The organism is Kitasatospora sp. NPDC127035, from assembly GCF_042726075.1.
GTDB lineage: Bacteria > Actinomycetota > Actinomycetes > Streptomycetales > Streptomycetaceae > Kitasatospora.
Window position 1 is genome coordinate 1 of record NZ_JBHXDN010000094.1, and the last position, 18,001, is coordinate 18,001.

At 73.6% G+C, this 18,001-nt stretch carries 17 protein-coding genes; 13 read left to right on the forward strand and 4 right to left on the reverse strand.

Going from position 1 to position 18,001, the window contains the following annotated elements; all coding sequences use genetic code 11:
* Positions 1-302: 302 nt before the first annotated feature.
* The 4 genes from ACFWIC_RS37560 (at position 303) to ACFWIC_RS37575 (ending at position 5,080) form a co-directional block, all read left to right on the forward strand.
* Complete coding sequence (locus tag ACFWIC_RS37560) at positions 303-2,960, forward strand: ATP-binding protein (RefSeq protein WP_380521475.1); 2,658 nt, start codon at positions 303-305, stop codon at positions 2,958-2,960.
* A 57-nt stretch (positions 2,961-3,017) separates the two neighbouring features.
* Positions 3,018-3,698, forward strand: coding sequence for a response regulator (locus ACFWIC_RS37565; RefSeq protein WP_329879912.1), 681 nt, complete (start codon positions 3,018-3,020; stop codon positions 3,696-3,698).
* A gap of 177 nt (positions 3,699-3,875) precedes the next feature.
* Complete coding sequence (locus ACFWIC_RS37570) at positions 3,876-4,283, forward strand: OB-fold nucleic acid binding domain-containing protein (protein ID WP_329879913.1); 408 nt, start codon at positions 3,876-3,878, stop codon at positions 4,281-4,283.
* A gap of 2 nt (positions 4,284-4,285) precedes the next feature.
* Positions 4,286-5,080, forward strand: a complete 795-nt coding sequence (locus tag ACFWIC_RS37575) for a DUF3159 domain-containing protein (protein ID WP_329951449.1) — start codon at positions 4,286-4,288, stop codon at positions 5,078-5,080.
* Positions 5,081-5,165: 85 nt separating this feature from the next.
* Here the strand turns inward: ACFWIC_RS37575 and ACFWIC_RS37580 are convergent, their stop codons facing one another.
* Both ACFWIC_RS37580 and ACFWIC_RS37585 read right to left on the reverse strand, forming a co-directional pair.
* Positions 5,166-5,837 (reverse strand): TrkA family potassium uptake protein, encoded by a 672-nt coding sequence (locus ACFWIC_RS37580; RefSeq protein ID WP_329879916.1) that lies wholly within the window; start codon positions 5,835-5,837, stop codon positions 5,166-5,168.
* Complete coding sequence (locus ACFWIC_RS37585) at positions 5,837-6,505, reverse strand: TrkA family potassium uptake protein (RefSeq protein ID WP_329879918.1); 669 nt, start codon at positions 6,503-6,505, stop codon at positions 5,837-5,839. Before ACFWIC_RS37585 ends, ACFWIC_RS37580 begins: the two co-directional genes overlap by 1 nt.
* 230 nt (positions 6,506-6,735) lie before the next feature.
* Here ACFWIC_RS37585 and ACFWIC_RS37590 point away from each other — a divergent pair, with 230 nt between their 5' ends.
* Together ACFWIC_RS37590 and ACFWIC_RS37595 are read left to right on the forward strand one after the other, a co-directional pair.
* Positions 6,736-8,817, forward strand: coding sequence for an APC family permease (locus tag ACFWIC_RS37590; protein ID WP_329951450.1), 2,082 nt, complete (start codon positions 6,736-6,738; stop codon positions 8,815-8,817).
* A 353-nt stretch (positions 8,818-9,170) separates the two neighbouring features.
* Positions 9,171-10,532 (forward strand): class I SAM-dependent RNA methyltransferase, encoded by a 1,362-nt coding sequence (locus ACFWIC_RS37595; protein ID WP_329951647.1) that lies wholly within the window; start codon positions 9,171-9,173, stop codon positions 10,530-10,532.
* 145 nt (positions 10,533-10,677) lie between these two features.
* Here ACFWIC_RS37595 and ACFWIC_RS37600 read toward each other — a convergent pair whose 3' ends face one another.
* Positions 10,678-10,875 carry a hypothetical protein gene (locus ACFWIC_RS37600; protein WP_380521479.1) on the reverse strand — a complete coding sequence of 66 codons (198 nt, stop codon included), beginning with the start codon at positions 10,873-10,875 and terminating at the stop codon, positions 10,678-10,680.
* Positions 10,876-11,053: 178 nt separating this feature from the next.
* Here ACFWIC_RS37600 and ACFWIC_RS37605 point away from each other — a divergent pair, with 178 nt between their 5' ends.
* Positions 11,054-11,287, forward strand: a complete 234-nt coding sequence (locus ACFWIC_RS37605; RefSeq protein WP_380521482.1) for a toxin-antitoxin system HicB family antitoxin — start codon at positions 11,054-11,056, stop codon at positions 11,285-11,287.
* Positions 11,284-11,706: a fic family toxin-antitoxin system, toxin component gene (locus tag ACFWIC_RS37610; RefSeq protein ID WP_329879923.1), complete on the forward strand. Its 423-nt coding sequence runs from the start codon at positions 11,284-11,286 to the stop codon at positions 11,704-11,706. Before ACFWIC_RS37605 ends, ACFWIC_RS37610 begins: the two co-directional genes overlap by 4 nt.
* A 3-nt stretch (positions 11,707-11,709) precedes the next feature.
* On the opposite strand, the gene ACFWIC_RS37615 is transcribed toward ACFWIC_RS37610, so the two are convergent.
* A complete protein-coding gene (locus ACFWIC_RS37615) occupies positions 11,710-12,666 on the reverse strand; it encodes a GNAT family N-acetyltransferase (RefSeq protein WP_380521484.1) in 957 nt (318 codons plus the stop codon).
* Positions 12,667-12,939: 273 nt separating this feature from the next.
* On the opposite strand from ACFWIC_RS37615, the gene ACFWIC_RS37620 reads away from it, so the two are divergent.
* From ACFWIC_RS37620 to ACFWIC_RS37640, 5 genes are all read left to right on the forward strand, one after another.
* Positions 12,940-13,998, forward strand: a complete 1,059-nt coding sequence (locus tag ACFWIC_RS37620) for a RimK family alpha-L-glutamate ligase (protein WP_380521486.1) — start codon at positions 12,940-12,942, stop codon at positions 13,996-13,998.
* Entirely contained in the window at positions 13,995-15,035 is a 1,041-nt protein-coding gene (locus tag ACFWIC_RS37625) for a RimK family alpha-L-glutamate ligase (RefSeq protein ID WP_380521488.1), read from the forward strand. Before ACFWIC_RS37620 ends, ACFWIC_RS37625 begins: the two co-directional genes overlap by 4 nt.
* Positions 15,036-15,086: 51 nt before the next feature.
* On the forward strand, positions 15,087-15,917 hold the full coding sequence (locus ACFWIC_RS37630) for a putative RNA methyltransferase (RefSeq protein ID WP_380521500.1): 831 nt from the start codon (positions 15,087-15,089) through the stop codon (positions 15,915-15,917).
* 198 nt (positions 15,918-16,115) lie between these two features.
* The gene (locus ACFWIC_RS37635) at positions 16,116-17,558 is read left to right on the forward strand and encodes an AAA family ATPase (RefSeq protein ID WP_380521489.1); all 1,443 of its coding nucleotides are present in this window, start codon (positions 16,116-16,118) and stop codon (positions 17,556-17,558) included.
* Entirely contained in the window at positions 17,555-17,953 is a 399-nt protein-coding gene (locus ACFWIC_RS37640) for a nucleotide pyrophosphohydrolase (RefSeq protein WP_380361314.1), read from the forward strand. The genes ACFWIC_RS37635 and ACFWIC_RS37640 overlap by 4 nt, the downstream gene beginning before the upstream one ends.
* Positions 17,954-18,001: the final 48 nt, after the last annotated feature.

The window sequence follows — 18,001 nt, forward strand, 5'->3', positions numbered from 1 at the left end:
CCTGTGGGAGAGTAGGACGCCGCCGAACAATCATTGTGAAGAACCCCCGTCCGGGATACGGACGGGGGTTCTTTGCGTTTCCGGGGGAATTCCGGGGACTTCCGGGCCGGCGTAACCGAACCGCTCCTCCGGGCCTCCGGTCCGGGGCCCCCGGCCGGCTCCGGGACCGTCAAAAAGCCGCTAAAACTGCCCGCGCAGGGGCTTGATCAGCGGAAATCCGCAGCTCGCGCCGTAGTCTCGAAGGTGAGGGGAACAGGTGTCCGGGGTGGTCCCCGGGCCGGGCCGGATCAAGAATGGTGCACATGGGACGCGGCAGGCTACGGATCTACCTCGGGGCGGCGCCCGGGGTCGGCAAGACGTACGCCATGCTCGCCGAGGCGCATCGGCGGTCCGAGCGTGGGACGGACGTCGTGGTGGCGTTCGTCGAGGACCACGGGCGGCAGCACACGGCACGGCAGGCCGTCGGCCTTGAGGTGGTGCCCCGGCGGGACCTCGCGCACCGCGGGGCCGCGTTCACGGAGATGGACCTGGACGCGGTCCTGGCACGCCGGCCGCAGGTGGCGCTGGTGGACGAGCTCGCGCACACCAACGTGCCGGGCTGCCGCAACGCGAAGCGCTGGCAGGACGTCGAGGAACTGCTCGCGGCCGGCATCGACGTCGTCTCGACCGTCAACATCCAGCACCTGGAATCGCTCGGCGACGTCGTCGAGGGCATCACCGGGGTGCGGCAGCGCGAGACCCTTCCGGACGAGGTGGTCCGCCGGGCCGACCAGATCGAGCTGGTCGACATGTCGCCGCAGGCCCTGCGCCGCCGCCTCGCACACGGCAACGTGTACGCGCCGGAGAAGATCGACGCCTCGCTGGCCAACTACTTCCGGCCCGGCAATCTGACCGCGCTGCGCGAGCTGGCGCTGTTGTGGACGGCCGACCGGGTGGACGAGTACCTCCAGAAGTACCGGGCCGAGCAGGGCATCGAGGGCACCTGGCAGGCCCGCGAGCGAATCGTGGTCGGCCTGACCGGCGGACCGGAGGGGGCGACCCTGATCCGCCGGGCGGCCCGGATCGCCGCCCGCGGTTCGGGCGGGGAGCTGCTGGCCGTCCACCTCTCCCGCTCGGACGGCCTGGCCGGCTCGGGCTCGGGGTCGTCTCAGGCGCTGATCGAACAGCGGGCACTGGTGGAGAGCCTCGGCGGCTCGTACCACGCGGTGCTCGGCGACGACCCCGCCGCCGGGCTGCTCGACTTCGCACGCGGGGTGAACGCCACCCAGATCGTGCTCGGCACCAGCCGCCGGCCGGCCTGGCAGTACCTCTACGGTCCGGGCGTGGGGACCACGGTGACCCGCGCCGCAGGGGACATCGACGTCCACATCGTCACGCACGAGCAGGCCGCGAAGGGCCGCGGGCGGATTCCGATCCGCAGGGTCACGGACCTGGGCAGGACCCGCGCGGTCGCGGGCTGGCTGATCGGTGTGGCCGGGCCGCCGCTGCTGGCGCTGGTGCTGACGAACGTCGAGGGTCCGGGCCTCTCCACCGACATGCTGCTCTTCCTGTCGCTGACGGTCTGCGCGGCGCTGGTGGGCGGGTTGTACCCGGCGATCGCCTCGGCGCTGGTCGGCTCCTCGGCGCTCAACTACTACTTCGCACCGCCGATCCACACCTTCACCATCTCCGAGCCGCAGAACATCATGGCGGTGGCGATATTCACCGCTGTCGGCATCGCGGTGGCCTCGGTGGTCGACCTGGCGGCCCGGCGCACCCATCAGGCGGCCCGCAGCCAGACCGAGGCACAGACGCTCGGGGCACTGGCCGGCACGGTCCTGCGCGGCGCGCCGAGCGGGGACGGGGTGCTGACCGCGTTGCTGGAGCAGGTCCGGGAGACCTTCCAGCAGGAGTCGGCGGCGTTCCTGGAACGGGTGGACCCGGTCGGACCGTGGCAGCCTCTGGCGACGGCCGGCCCCCACCCGCCGGAGCGGCCGGAGTCCGCCGACGTGGACGTGCCGGTCGGCGACACGCTGGCGCTGGCCCTGTGCGGCCGGGTCCTGCCTGCCGAGGACCGGCGGCTGCTCGGCGCGTTCGCCGCCCAGGCCGCCGTGGTCCTGGAGCGTCGCCGACTGGCCGGTGAGGCCGCAGCCGCCCGTCGTGAGGCCGAGGGGAACCGGATCCGGACCGCACTGCTGGCCGCCGTCTCGCACGACCTCCGTACGCCGCTCGCCGGCATCAAGGCCTCGGTCAGCTCCCTCCGCTCGGCGGACGTCGAGTGGGACGAGGAGGACGAGGCCGAGCTGCTGGCCGGTATCGAGGCCGGGGCCGACCGGCTCGACCATCTGATCAACAACCTGCTCGACATGAGCCGGCTGCAGACCGGAACGGTCACCCCGCTGATCCAGGACACCGACCTGGACGAGGTGGTGCCGTTCGCGCTCGGCGGCGTGCCGCCGGGGGCCGTCCGGCTGGACGTCCCGGAGACCCTGCCGATGATCCGGGCCGACGGGGGGCTGCTGGAGCGCTCGCTCGCCAACCTGATCGAGAACGCCGTCAAGTACAGCCCGGCCGGGACGAAGGTGCTGGTCAAGGCCGATGCGCTGCACCCGGCAGGCGGCCGGGGCCGGGTCGAGCTGCGGATCGTCGACCGGGGACCGGGGGTGCCGGAGGACGCCAAGGAGCGGATCTTCGCACCGTTCCAGCGGTACGGGGACGCGCCGCGCGGCGCCGGAGTGGGCCTCGGGCTGGCCGTGGCGCGGGGCTTCGTCGAGGCGATGGACGGCACCGTGACCGCCGAGGACACCCCGGGGGGCGGACTGACCATGGTCGTCACGCTGCCCGCCGTCGACCGCCTGTCCGAACCGTCCGTGCCGTCCGAACGCGCCGAACCGCCCGTGCCGCCCCGGCCCTCCGCGTCGGACGAGCCGCCCGGGTCGGACGGACCGGCCGAGCCGGCCGTCAACCCGGCCCCCGCGTGATCACTCCTGCCACACATGACCACTTCCGATCCGACTGCCCCGAAAGGCGGAGCCCGCATGACCCGGGTCCTCGTCGTGGACGACGAACCGCAGATCGTCCGCGCGCTGGTGATCAACCTCAAGGCCCGCAAGTACGAGGTCGACGCGGCACATGACGGCGCGAGCGCCCTGGAACTGGCCGCCGCCCGTCACCCCGACGTCGTCGTCCTCGACCTCGGCCTGCCCGACATGGACGGCGTCGAGGTGATCAGGGGGCTGCGGGGCTGGACCCGTGTGCCGATCATCGTGCTCTCCGCCCGGCACGCCTCCGACGAGAAGGTCGAGGCCCTGGACGCGGGCGCCGACGACTACGTCACCAAGCCCTTCGGCATGGACGAGCTCCTCGCCCGGATGCGCGCGGCCGTCCGCCGGGCCGAGCCGGTCGCCGGGGAGGACGACTCCCTGGTGGTCACCGACAGCTTCACCGTCGACCTCGCGGCGAAGAAGGTGAACCGGGACGGCGCAGACGTCCGCCTCACCCCGACCGAGTGGCATCTGCTGGAGGTGCTGGTCCGCCATGCCGGCCGGCTGGTCAGCCAGACCCAGCTGCTCCAGGAGGTCTGGGGACCCGCCTACCGCACCGAGACCAACTACCTGCGGGTCTACCTCGCCCAGCTGCGGCGGAAGCTGGAGCGTGATCCCTCGCACCCGCGCCACTTCATCACCGAGCCGGGCATGGGCTACCGCTTCGAGAGCTGACCGGTGAGGTCGTGGCCCGAGCCCGGTCCCGAGCCCGGTCCCGAGCCGGGTCCGGACCGGGAGCCGAGGCCCGGCGGGCCCTCCCGGCCGTCAGGGCAGCCCCCGGGCAGCCCCGGGCCGGCTCCGGCGGCTTGCGCGACCTGCCGCCGAGGGCACGGAAACCGGTACCCTTCCGGCATGAGTGGTGACAACAGCAGCGGCCAGCCACAGGGGCGCTTCCGCCGCATGCTCAGTCGGCTGACCTCCTCCGCGGAGGAGCTGGAGGCCGAGGAGTTGCGCCAGGAGAGCGCCGCGGAGTCGGGCTGCACTCCGATCGCCAGCTGCGGGGACCGCCAACTGGTCACCGTGGCCGGCACCCTGCGTACCGTGACGCTCCGCCCGCGGGCCGGTGTGCCCGCCCTGGAGGCGGAGCTCTTCGACGGCACCGAGGCACTGGACGTGGTCTGGCTCGGGCGCCGCTCCATCACGGGTATCGAACCCGGTCGCCGGCTCGTCGCCAGCGGTCGGATCAGTCACGCGCGCGGGCGCCGGGTGCTCTTCAACCCCCGCTACGAGCTGCGTCCGGTCGGACACGGGAGCGAATGAGCGTGAGCAACCAGCCCGGCGGCGAGCCCGCCGCCCAGCTCGGCCTGGCCAAGATCGCGCCGGACGGCGACGACGAGGCGGCCCGCCAGGCGGCGGCCTCCCGGGAGGCCGCCGACACCGTGATGAAGGCGTTCGGCGGGGTCCGGGGCATGGTCGACATGACCCTGCCCGGCCTGGTCTTCATCATCACGTACAACATCACCCACAAGGTCCCGTCGGCCGCGTGGGCCGCGCTCGCCCTGAGCGGGCTCTTCGTGGTGGTCCGGCTGGCCAAGCGGGAGACCGTCCAGCACGCCTTCAGCGGGGTGTTCGGGGTCGCCATCGGCGCCTGGATCTCGATGAAGACCGGCAAGGCGGAGAACTTCTACCTGCCCGGCCTGCTCTGGAACGTCGGCTACTGCGTGGGCCTGGCGATCTCGGCGCTGGTCCGCTGGCCGCTGATCGGCCTGATGCTGGGCCCCGTCACCGGCGAGATGTTCACCTGGCGCAAGGAGAACCCGGGCCGGCTGGCCGCCTACGTCAAGGCCACCTGGGCGTGGGTGGTGATCATGGGCATCAAGCCGTTGATCCTCTTCCCGCTGTACTTCACGCACAACGTCAACCTGCTGGGCTGGCTCAAGGTCGCCCTGGGCATCCCGCCCCTGCTGCTGGCGATGTACGTGACCTGGCAGATCCTGCTGAAGGCGCCGCCGCCCATCAAGGCGCAACTGGACGACGAGGAGCCGGCCGCGCCGGCTGACCCGGTCGCCCGGGCGCACGACGCCCGGCCGCACGAGCCGTCGTCGCCGGGGCAGTAGCGCGCGGCGGCTGCCAGGACACCGCACGAACGTCGAGGGACCCGTACTCACCGAGTACGGGTCCCTCGACGTTCGTGCGCGGGTGCTACTGGGCGCCGGAGGAGGCGGAGAGCAGGTTCTCCAGCTCCTCCTCCCGCTCCTGGGCCGCGACGAAGAGCAGCTCGTCGCCGCCCTCCAGGGTGTCGTCCTTGCGCGGCACCAGGACCCGGCCCTCGCGGATGATCGTCACCAGCGCGGTGTCCGGCGGCCACGGCACGTCGCCGACGCGGGTGCCGACCAGCTCGGTGTCGGCGGCGAGGGTCAGCTCGACGAGGTTGGCGTTGCCCTGGCTGAAGCGCATCAGCCGGACCAGGTCGCCGACGCTCACGGCCTCCTCGACCAGGGCGGACATCAGGCGCGGGGTGGAGACGGCGACGTCCACGCCCCAGGACTCGTTGAAGAGCCATTCGTTCTTGGGGTTGTTCACCCGGGCGACCACCCGGGGCACCCCGTACTCGGTCTTCGCGAGCAGCGACACGACCAGGTTGACCTTGTCGTCACCGGTCGCGGCGATCACCACGTGGCAGCGCTGCAGGGCGGCCTCGTCCAGGGAGGTGATCTCGCAGGCGTCGGCCAGCAGCCACTCCGCCATGGGCACCCGCTCCACGGAGATGGAGTTCGGGTTCTTGTCGATCAGCAGGACCTCGTGGCCGTTCTCCAGCAGCTCGCCCGCGATCGAGCGGCCGACGGCACCGGCTCCGGCAATGGCGACTCGCATCAGTGACCCTCCTTCTCCGGGCCCTGCGCGAACGCGGCCTCGACCGCGGTCAGGTCGGCCCGGCGCAGCATCACGTGCACCAGGTCGCCTTCCTGCACCACCATGTGGGGCGCGGGCAGGATGCCCTCGCCGAGCCGGGTGACGAACGACACCCGGGTGCCGGAGGCCTCTTCGAGTTCGCTCATCCGGTGGCCGACCCAGTCCGGGGCGTAGGCGACCTCGGCGAGCTGGACGGCGCCGCTCGGGTCCTGCCAGAGCGGCTCGGCGCCGCTCGGCAGCAGCCGGCGCAGCATCTGGTCGGCCGTCCAGCGGACGGTGGCGACGGTCGGGATGCCCAGGCGCTGGTAGACCTCGGCGCGCCGCGGGTCGTAGATGCGGGCCGCGACGTTCTCCACGCCGAAGTTCTCCCGGGCGACCCGGGCCGCGATGATGTTGGAGTTGTCACCGCTGGAGACGGCGGCGAAGGCGCCCGCCTCCTCGATGCCGGCTTCCCGCAGGGTGTCCTGGTCGAAGCCGACGCCGGTGACCCGGCGACCGTTGAACCCGGCGCCCAGGCGGCGGAACGCCGTCGGGTCCTGGTCCACCACGGCCACCGAGTGGCCCTGTTTCTCCAACGCTCGGGCGAGCGCGGAGCCCACCCGGCCGCAGCCCATGATGACGATGTGCACCGGCGCTACCTCACCCGTCCCGTTTGGGCCTTGACCTGCGCAAACACCGCTGTTCTCCGTTTCCCCGCCCCGGTCTCCGGGGTGGGCGTCCTCGTGTGGCTCGGTACGACAACCTGAGTGTTGCCCGCCTGCTCGTATCCGACACGCTAGCCGGTCCACCGAACACAGTCGCGACGAAGGGGGGGATGTCCGTCTGACCCGACGGCCGACTACCCCTACGATTCCTTAACGTGCCTATGCCGACTGACCTACCGAAACGCATCCTGATCGGGCGTGCGCTGCGCAGCGACAAGCTCGGGGAGACGCTGCTCCCCAAGCGCATCGCGCTGCCCGTCTTCGCCTCGGACGCGCTCTCCTCGGTCGCGTACGCGCCCGAGGAGATCCTGCTGACCCTGTCCCTGGCGGGTGTCTCGGCCATCCACTTCTCGTGGCAGATCGGCGTCGTCGTCGCCATCGTGATGCTCGCCGTGGTGGCCTCGTACCGGCAGAACGTGCACGCGTACCCGAGCGGTGGCGGTGACTACGAGGTCGCCACCGTGAACCACGGCCCGAACTCGGGCCTGGTGGTCGCGAGCGCGCTCATGGTCGACTACATCCTGACGGTGGCGGTCTCCACCACCTCGGGTGTCGCCAACGTGGTCTCGGCGGTGCCCGCGCTGCGCGGCCACGAGCTGACCCTGTCCGTCGTCCTGGTGATCGTGCTGATGGGCATGAACCTGCGCGGGGTGCGGGAGTCCGGCTCGGCCTTCGCCGTCCCGACGTACGCCTTCATGGTGGGCGTCCTCGGCATGGTGGTGTACGGCGTGGTCCGGCACTTCGGCCTGGGGCAGGACATCCCCGCCGAGAGCGCCGGCTTCCAGCTGGAGGCGACCCCCGGGAACGAGTCGCTGGCCGGTTTCGCGATGGTGTTCCTGCTGCTCAAGGCGTTCTCCTCGGGCTGTGCCGCGCTCACCGGTGTCGAGGCGATCTCCAACGGCGTGCCGGCGTTCCGCAAGCCGAAGAGCAAGAACGCCGCGACCACCCTGCTGATGATGGCGAGCATCGCCGTGGTGATGTTCATGGGCATCATCTGGCTGGCCCGGCTCACCGGCGTCCAGATGGCCGAGGAGCCCGAGCACCAGCTGGGCGGCGCCCCCGCCGACTACCACCAGAAGACCGCGCTGGCCCAGATCAGCGAGGCCGTCTTCTCGAACTTCACGCCCGGCTTCTACTTCGTCGCGGCCGTCACCGGCCTGATCCTGGTGCTAGCCGCCAACACCGCGTTCAACGGCTTCCCGGTGCTCGGCTCGATCCTCGCCCAGGACCGGTACCTGCCGCGCCAGCTGCACACCCGCGGTGACCGGCTGGCCTTCTCCAACGGCATCATCCTGCTGGCGCTGGCCGCGATCCTGTTCATCATCGCCTTCGACGCGGACCCGACCCGGCTGATCCAGCTGTACATCGTCGGCGTCTTCGTCTCCTTCAACATGAGCCAGTCCGGCATGATCCGGCACTGGACCAGGCTGCTGCGCACCGAGACCGACCCGGCCAAGCGGCGGCACATGCAGCGCAGCCGGGCGATCAACAGCTTCGGTCTGGTGATGACCATGGCGGTGCTGATCGTCGTGCTCGCGACCAAGATCAGCCACGCCTGGATCGCGATCGCCGCGATGGTCGTGCTGTTCGTGGTGATGAAGGCGATCCGCCGGCACTACGACCGGGTCTCCGCGGAGCTGGTCGCGGCCGAGGAGCCGGACGACGTCGTGCTGCCCACCCGGGTGCACGCCATCGTCCTGGTCTCCAAGCTGCACAAGCCGGCGCTGCGGGCCCTGGCCTACGCGCGGCTGGCCCGCGCGCACACGCTGGAGGCGGTGACCGTCAACGTCGACCCGGCGGACACCGCGGCGCTGCGCGCCGAGTGGGACGAGCGGGGCATCGAGGTGCCGCTCAAGGTGCTGGACTCGCCGTTCCGGGAGATCACCGGCCCGGTGCTGGACTACGTGAAGAACCTTCGCCGCAGCAGCCCGCGCGACGTGGTGTCGGTCTACATCCCCGAGTACGTGGTCGGCCACTGGTACGAGCACCTGCTGCACAACCAGAGTGCGCTGCGGCTCAAGGGGCGGCTGCTGTTCAAGCCGGGAGTGATGGTGACCTCGGTACCGTGGCAGTTGGAGTCGTCCGAACGGCGCAAGCCGCAGAAGGCCTGGTCGGCGCCGGGTGCCGTCCGTCGTGGTGAGCCCCGGGCGCCGAAGGCCGTAAAGTCGGAGGTCTCCGCAAAGCCCGAAGGCACGACCGCCGCCCCCGCTGACAGCAGCAAGGATTCCTCCCAGTGACCCGCAATACCCCGCCCCGTTCGTCCGGCTCGTCCGGTGGTTCCCGTTCCGGTGCCTCCGGCAAGGGCTCCCGCAAGGGTGGCGCCGGCAAGCCCGGCCAGGTCGCCCGGCCGCGCTGGGGCAAGCCGTTCCGGCCTGCGGCCACCGACCGCGAGGGCTTCACCGCGCAGACGGCGCCGCTCGCGCCGGAGGAGCGTGCCCCGGAGCGTCCGGAGCAGTCCGAGCGCCCGCAGCGTTCCGAGCGCTCCGAGCGCTCCGACCGGCCGCAGCGGTCCGACCGCCGGGAGGCGCGTGCGGATCAGCCGAAGGACGGTGCCCGCCCGCGCAAGCAGGCGGTGCGACCGCCGCGCGCGCTGCGGTCCACGACCCGCGCCCCGCGGGCCGAGGCTGCGCCCCGGGGCCCTGGCGGCGACCCGCTCGTCGGCGAGCGCTACGAGGTCGAGGTCGGCCCGGTGGCGCACGGCGGCGGGCACTGCGTGGCCCGGCACGAGGGCCGGGTGCTGTTCGTCCGGCACACGCTGCCGGGTGAGAGGGTGATCGTCCAGGTCACCGACGGGACCACCAAGTCCCGGTTCCTGCGCGCCGACGCGGTCGAGGTGCTGGAGCCCGCCAAGGAGCGCATCGCCCCGCCGTGTCCGTTCTCCGGGCCCGGCAAGTGCGGCGGCTGCGACTGGCAGCACGTGTCCCCCGGCGGGCAGCGCAAGCTCAAGGTGCAGGTGCTCACCGAGCAGCTGGCCAAGCTCGCCGGCCTGACCCCGGTCGAGGCCGGCTGGGACGGCAGCGTCGAACCGGTCGGCGGGAAGCTGCCGCCCGGCGAGGTGCCCGCCTGGCGGACCCGGGTGCAGTACGCCGTGGACCCGGCCACCGGCAAGGTCGGGCTGCGCAAGCACCGCTCGCACGACATCCAGCCGGTCGACCGCTGCCTGATCGCCGCCGCGGGCGTCACCGAGCTGGGCATCGAGGCCCGGGACTGGCCGGGCATCGTCTCGGTCGAGGCGATCGCCGCGTCCGGCTCCTCCGACCGCCAGGTGGTCCTCACCCCGGCGCCGGGCGCCCAGCTGCCGCTGGTCGAGCTGGACCAGCCGGTCTCGATCACCCGGATCGACGAGCAGGGCGACCCCCACCGCGTGCACGGCCGCAACTTCGTCCGCGAGCGCGCGGCCGGGCGGACCTGGCGGGTCAGCGACGGCGGCTTCTGGCAGATCCACCCGGAGGCCCCGGAGACCCTGGTCGACGCGGTGCTGGACGGCCTGGACCCGCAGTGGGGCGAGAACGCGCTCGACCTGTACTGCGGCGTGGGCCTGTTCGCGGGCGCGCTGGCCGACCGGGTCGGCGAGGAGGGCGCGGTGCTCGGCATCGAGTCCTCCAAGCAGGCGGTGGCCGACGCCAGGCACAACCTGGCGGCGCTGGAGAACGTCCGGATCGAGTGCGACCGGGTGGAGAAGCTCCTGCCGCGCACCGGCATCACCGCCACCGACCTGATCGTGCTCGACCCGCCGCGCGCGGGTGCCGGGCGGGAGACCGTCGCGCACCTGGCCGGGCTCGGCGCCCGCCGGATCGCGTACGTGGCCTGCGACCCGGCGGCGCTCGCCCGGGACCTGGCGTTCTTCCGGGAGGGCGGCTACCGGCCGGTCTCGCTGCGGGCCTTCGACCTGTTCCCGATGACGCACCACTTCGAGTGCGTGGCGATCCTGGAGCCGGTCGGCGGCGAGTAGCGGTCCGCCGGTGCCGGGGCGGGGACGGACAGCCGCCCCGCGGGGCCGGTCGGACGGAGCGGATGTGACGGAGGCGGTACCCGGGTTCCCGGGTACCGCCTCCGTCGTCGGTCGGGGAGCCCGTGCTGTCGGGCGCGCGGCGGGGTCAGCGCAGGTTCTGCTCCTCTTCGTCGACACCGTGCGGGAGCGTGATGCCGTGCTGGGCGGCGAGCCGGATCAGCCCGGCGATCCGGCCTTCGTACGCCTGGACGCCGTCGGCGTCCCCTTCGGCGAGGGCGGCCGCGAGTTCCTTGCGGGCCTGGGTGAGCTGCTCGCGCAGCTCCTGGTCGAACATGGCTGTCATTGCCGGCCTCCACACCGGTCGGTGCCGCTCCAGGGAATGCTCAGGGCACTTCAGGTTCTCCGAAGGTGAAGAACTCTTCAAGTCTCACTCTCCGTGGGCGCCCACGCGTCGCCACCCGCGTGCGGGGTGCGTGCGCGCGCCCTTGTTGTGCTAGCACTTCAGCGCTAGCTTGGGATTCATGGGTAAGAAACAGCTGAACGTCCGGGTGGACGCCACCACCGCGGAGATGGCCCGGGAACGGGCGGAGCAGCAGGGGATCAGCATGAACCAGTACATCGAACGCCTCGTCCAGCAGGACATGGGCGAGGCCGGGCGGGTGTTCGTCGACGCGGCCGCGCAGTTCATGAAGGAGTACGAGACGGCCTTCCTGGCCGAGTTCGGCGCGGCCGACCTCCAGGACGTGCGTCGTTGAACCTGGAGGTCGACCTCTCGTGGCTGCTCATGACCGCCGAGCAGTACACACCCGGTGACCCGCAGGTCACCGACTACGGATCGCTGCTCGCGGCGGTCTCCCGGCATCAGGCCGAGATCTTCGACATCGCCGTCTACCCCGAGCCGCAGGACCGGGCGGCCGCCCTGATGCACCAACTGATCCGGGTGCCGTCCCTGGAGAAGACCAACGAACTGTTCGCCACCGCCGTCGCCTACGCCTACCTGGTGGCCAGCGGCTGCACGGTGGCGACCACCGCCCGCGAGGTGCGCAGCCTCGCCCGGGCCATCCGCGAGGGGCGGCTGGGCGTCTCCGGGGTGGCGGACCGGCTGGCCGCGTGGGTGGTGGACGAGGCCGAGGGCGAGGGTGTCAGCGGTGAGGAGGACGAGGACTCGGACTGAGGATCACGCGGGGGAGGGCCCGGCCGTGTCGGAGGCGGCTTCGGCGGCTCCGGTGGCTTCGGCGGCGGGTGCGCCGGGCCCGGCGGGCTCGGCGGGCTCGGCGATCAGCGCGGTGGCGAAGGGGCGGAAGCCCGCCCGGCGGTAGATCCGGGCGACGTCCTCGTCGGCGGCGGACAGGAACACCGTCCGCACCCCGTTGGCCCGCGCGTGCGCGACCAGCGCCGCGGTGACCGCGAGACCGAGGCCGCGCCGGCGCGCCGTCGGAAGGGTTCCGACGCCGGCCACCTCGGTGACCGGGCCCACCGGGTTGTGCTGGCCCGCGCAGAGCGCCGCCCCGTCCTGCACGGCGGCGGCGACCACGGTACGCCCCGAGGAGATCTGCCCGGCGGTCCGCTCCACCGTGCCGTTGGACGCCAACTCCATGGCCAGCGCGGTCAGTTCCTCCGGCCCGGCGTTCCCCACGCCGGTACCCGGCTCGCCGAACGCCAGATGCGGGACGGCCACCGCAGCCGCCAGCGCCGGGTCGCCGGCGGCCAGCACCCGGACGGTCACGCCGTCGGCCGGTCCGCCGTCCGAATTCGGCTCGTCCTCCGGGCCGAGGACCAGCAGCGGGTGCTCGTGCACCACCAGCCCCGCCTCCTCGACCGCCGCGCGCAGCAGCGGATCGTGCTCGGCCACCCACTCGAAGGCCTCCGGCAGCCCCAGCTCGCGCTGACGGTCGAGCACCCGGCGGACGTCCCCGGCGGTGGCGGCCGGGCCGTCGTGGCCCAGCGCGGGACGGGCGTAGTACGGCCAGCCCTCGCCCTCGCGGACGAAGAGGCTGAGCGGTCCGAAGTCCTCGACGCGGGCGGCGGCGCGCGGGACCGCGTCGTAGTAGCGCTCGATCTCGTCGAGGAGGGCGCCGGGGGCGTGGGCGGCGTGGGTGGCGGGGGCATGATCGGCAGAAGTCACGCCGTGCATCCAAGCAGGACCGCCGGGTTCCCGCCACGGTATTTGCCGGGGCGGCGAAGCTCCCGCAGGCGGCCGGTGCGCATGCGGACGGGCCGGGGGCGGCAAGGTCCGGGGGCAGACGGGTGCGGCCCTGCCCGGGCATTTCGGCGCGATTGTTGCCGAACGCTTACAGGCCGGGCGATCTTGCGTACGGGCCGCGTGGCATCCTGGGGCCTTTACAGCTCTGCCGGACGGGAACGGCGGACGTCCGCGCTGGGTGAAGCGAGGGGGATGGACAGGCTCATGAAGCTCTGCTTTCTGGTGGAGGAGCACTACCGGTACGACGGCATGCCGCTCGACGTCGTGCGCCAACTCACCGCGTGGGGGCACCGGGTGGACGTGCTGCGCCCCGGTGACTCGTTGATGGCCGTCTCCGAGGCGGTCCGGGCCGGCAGCCACGACGCCTGGGTGCTCAAGACCGTCTCCGGCGGCCCCGGCCTCACCCTGCTGGAGGCGGCCGCCGCCGTCGGCCTCACGACCGTCAACGACGCCCGCTCCATCCGCGGCGTCCGGGACAAGGCGCTCGCCTCGGTGATCGCCCGCACCCGGGGGCTGCCCGTCCCCGTCACCTACGCCGCCGCCCGCTGGGAGCGGCTCGCCGAGATCCCGGCCGCCGAGTACCCGCTGGTCGTCAAGCCGGCCGACGGCAGCTCCGGGCGGGCGGTGCGGCTCGTTCGGGACCCCGGACACCTCGTCGAACTCGGCCCCCTGCTGGCCGGCGAGGGCCTGCTGATCGCGCAGCCGTACGTTCCCAACTCCGGCACGGACCTCAAGGTCTACTGCGTCGACGGCGAGCTGTACGCCACCGAGCGGCGCTCCCCGCTCAACCCCGACCAGGGGGTGCGGGAGCGGCAGGTGCCGCTCGCCCCCGAGGTCGCGCGGATCGCGGGGCAGGTCGGGGAGGTGTTCGGGCTCGACCTCTACGGCGTCGACGTGCTGCTCGGGCCGGACGGGCCGGTGGTCGTCGACGTCAATGACTTCCCCAGCTTCCGGCAGGTGCCCGACGCGGTCGCGCGGGTCGCGCGGGCGGTGCTGCGGCTCGCCCGGACCGGCACGGCGGTCACCGCCCCGGCCGCGCTGGGAGCGGCGGGCCTGGGCGTGCCCGGCCTCGCGGCGGCGGATCTGGCGACCATGCGCCTGGGCGTGTCGGGCGTGGGGGCGCCCGGCCTGGGCGGCGGGCCGCCGGCGGCCGAGCCCGGGGTGCCGGTCGGGAACGGGCCGGAACCGGTCCGGCTGCCCGCGCAGGGCGGCGGGGCCGTGGGGGCGGGCGTCGGCGCCGGGGGAGCCGGCGGCGCGATATGAGGATCGGCCTGCTCGCCTCGAACCCGGACCACCCCGTGCTCGCCGCCACCGCGGCGCTGCTGACCGCCCGGGGCCACCTGGTCGAGGACCTCGACCCGACCACCGGCCCCGGCGAGCCGTCCGAGCGGATCGGCCCCGGCGAACTCGCCGACGTCTACCTGCTCAAGGCCCACACGCCGCGGGCCCTGGCGCTCGCCCGGCACCTGGAGGAGCGCGGCGCACCCGTCGTCAACTCGGCTGCGGCCACCGAGCTCTGCCAGGACCGCACCGCCATGGCCGACCTCGCGGTCCGGGCCGGGCTGCCCTTCGCCGCCACCCGCGCCGTCGCCGATCTGGCCGATCTGGTGGCGCAGCCCGACCACCCGGCCCCCGGCTTCCCGTTCGTCGTCAAGAGTCGTCACAGCCGCCGCCACGACCTCGTGGCCCGGGTGGACGACGCGGCCCGGCTGCGCGCCCTCGCCGGGGAGTGGCCCGGCGAATCCGTCGTCGTCCAGCCCTATCTGGCGAGCACCGGGTGGGACCAGAAGCTCTGGGTCGTCGCCGGGCAGGTGTTCTGTGCCCGCCGGCGCTCCGAGCTCACCGACCCGGGCGTCAGTGAACTCCACCACCCCGGAGGGGCGTTCGGCCCTGCGGAGCTGCCCGCCGACCGCGCCCGGCTCGCGCTCAGGGTCGGCGAGGTCTTCGGCCTCGACGTGTACGGCGTCGACCTGCTGGACGGACCCGCCGAACCGGTCGTGGTCGACGTCAACGCCTTCCCCGGCATCCGGGGCCAGGCCGGCGCCCCCGAGGCGCTGGCCGCGCTCGCGCTGCGGGTCGGCGGCGCGGGCCCGCGATCCGTCCCGGCGCAGCGACCGGCCGGAACCGGGCCGGGGGCCGTCGACCCGCGGGCGTCCGACACCCGGGCCGAGTCCGGTGCCGACTCCCGGCCCGACTCCCGTGGCGGCCTTCGTGCCGGCCCGTGGGCGGACAGCTCGTCGCCGGTGGGCCGCCGGACGGCCGGTCCGGCGGATGCGGGCCCGGGCGGCGCCGGTCGTTAGGCTGGCCCTCCGGCCGGACGACGCGACCGGATGGCGAGAGAAGACGGACCGTTGCTGCAGGACATCGAGCCCTACCTGGCCTGCCCGCACTGCGCGCAGGCGCTCACCCTCGACGGGCGCACCCTGCGCTGCCCCGGCGGGCACAGCCACGACCTCGCCAAGCAGGGCTACGTCAGCCTGCTCGCCGGTGACGCCCACACCGGTACCGGCGACACCGCCGGGATGGTCGCCGCCCGCAGCGACTTCCTCGCCGCCGGCCACTACCGGCCGATCGCCGACGCCCTCGCCGAGTCGGCGGTCGCGGCGGATCCCGAAGGGCTCGTCGCCGACCTCGGGGCAGGCACCGGCCACTACCTCGCCCACGTCCTCGACGCCCTCCCCGGACGGCCCGGTGCGGCCCTCGACATCTCCAAGTACGCGCTGCGCCGCGCCGCGCGGGCCCACCCCCGGATCGGCGCCGTGGTCTGTGACGCCTGGCGGCCGCTGCCGCTCCTGGACGCCTCCGCCGGGCTCGTGCTCAACGTCTTCGCGCCGCGCAACGGCCCCGAGATCCGCCGGGTGCTGCGCCCCGGCGGCACTCTGCTGCTGGTCTCACCCACCCCGCGCCACCTGCGGGAGCTCGTCACCGCCCTCGGTCTGCTCTCGGTCGACGAGGACAAGCAGCGGCGGATCGACGAGAAGCTCCGGCCCCACCTGACGCCCGCCGGGCGGCGGGAGGTCGAGTGCACGCTGCGGCTCTCGGCCGAGGACGTGCGAACCGTGGTGGGCATGGGTCCGAGCGCCTGGCACACCGACCCGGAGGTGCTGGCGGCACGGCTCGCGGAGCTGCCCGACCCCGTCGAGGTGACCGCTTCCGTCACCGTCGCCGCCTACCGGCGCTGAGGCCCCGGTCGGGGCCCGTGCGGCTGTCCGGGTGCCGGCGGACGGTGCCCGAGTGGCCGTCCGTGCGGCGGCGGACGATGCCCGGGTGGCGGATCCGCCGGTGCCGCGGGTGCCCGGGTCCCGCGGTTCGACCCCGATGGGATGAATCTGCCGGGCAGGCACGTTTCTGCCGCTCGACCGGAGGCTAACGTCCGACGGGTGAACCGCGACGCCACCCGGACCGCCGTGCCGGCCCACCCACAGCAGCGCACCTCGGAACCCGGCCCACCGGCCGCCCGGCGCCCGACCGTCGAGGAGGTCCGGCTCACCTCGTTCAAGTCCTACCGGCGCGCGGTGTTGCCCCTCGCGCCCCTCACCGTGCTGCACGGGCCCGCCGGGGTCGGCAAGTCCAACGCGCTCGACGCCCTCGCCGTGCTCTCCCGGCTCGCCCTCGGGGAGGAGATCACCGACTCCCTCGACGGGGTCCCCGGCGCCGCCGGCCCCCTGGCCACCCCCGTCCGTGGTGGTCTGGACGGCTGCGTCCCGCACGGCCGCAACGCCGTCATCCTCGGCTGCACCGTCCGGTCCGCCGACGGGCCCGTCGGCCTGGAGATCGTCGTCCGCACCGACGGGCCCGTCCGGATCGCCCGGGAACAGCTCACCCTGGACGGCCGGACCCTCGTCGAGACCGGCGAACAGGACCTCCGCAACCGGCGGATCAACGTCAGCTGGCACAACGACACCCGGCAGGGCGACATCCGCGCGCCCTTCCCGAGCGGCACCCTGATCACCGCGCAGATCCCGCTGCGCGTCGCCGGCTCCTCGCCCGGCGAGCGGAAGGTGCTGGCCGCCGCCGAACAGCTCCTCACCGCGCTCCGTGAGGTCTTCCCCGTCCACCCCGTGCCCGCCCTGATGCGCGGCTGGGCCCGCCCCGACCCGCGCGCCCGGCTGCTCGGCAACGCCGCCAACATCTCCGCCGTCATCTCCCGGCTCAGCAACGAATGCGGGCGCCGCTACGGGCAGTTGCTGCGCGTGGTGCAGGACGCCGCGCCGCACCCGCTGCTCGGCCTCGACCTCGCGCACCGCGGCAGCGGCGCCGACCGGCGGGTGCTCGCCGTCTTCGACGAAGGCGTCCTCGGCCGCACCGGCGCCGACCAGGCCTCCGACGGCATGCTCCGCCACCTCGCCTTCTCGGCCGTGCTGCTCACCGGCGCCGGGGTGCTCGACCTCGACGTGGCCGCCGAGGTGCCGTGGGCGCACCGGCAGCTCACCGTGCTCGCCGAGGACCTCGGCGCCGGGCTCGGCACCGACCAGACCGCCTCGCTGCTGCGGCTCGCCCGCGACATGTCCGGACGCAACCAGCTGCGCGTGCTCACCACCCTCCAGGAACCGGCCGCCGCCCGCGAGGCGCTCGGCGGGCCCGGCGACCTGCCGCCCGGGGCCGCGCTGGTGGAGTGCCGACGGGACCCCGACTCCGGGCACACCGTGCTGCGTGCCGAGACGGCCCGGGTGCCGGCGCAGGCGGCGCGGTGCGCCGGGTCGGCCCACGCGACGGCCTTCCCCGGGGCGGCCGTGTCGGGGGCCGCTTCCCCGGGGACCGGCCGGTCCGGGGTGGCCGCCGGGGAGGTGGCGGACGCCGGTGCGGTAGACCTGGACGGGTGAACGAACGAGAGACGGAGTCCGCGGCCCCGACCCTGGAGGGGCTGCGGCAGCGATTGACGGAGTTCGCCGCGGCACGCCGCTGGGAGCCCTTCCACACGCCCAAGAACCTGGCGTCGGCGCTGACCGTGGAGGCCGGCGAGCTGCTGGAGATCTTCCAGTGGCTCACGCCCGAGCAGGCGTCGGCGGTGATGGCCGACCCGGACCGCGCGCACCGGGTGCGGGACGAGGTGGCGGACGTGCTCGCCTACCTGCTCCAGTTCTGCACCGCCGTCGGGGTCGATCCGCTGACGGCGCTGGCGGCCAAGATCGAGCGGAACGAGCTGCGCTTCCCGGTGCCCGGAGCCCCCTCCGAAGGCGGTGACGTCAACCCCGAGAGCGGATCATCGCCCGTGTGAGGGACAAAAGTTGTCCACAGCCCCCGGGTTGTCCACAGCTTTCCGGCC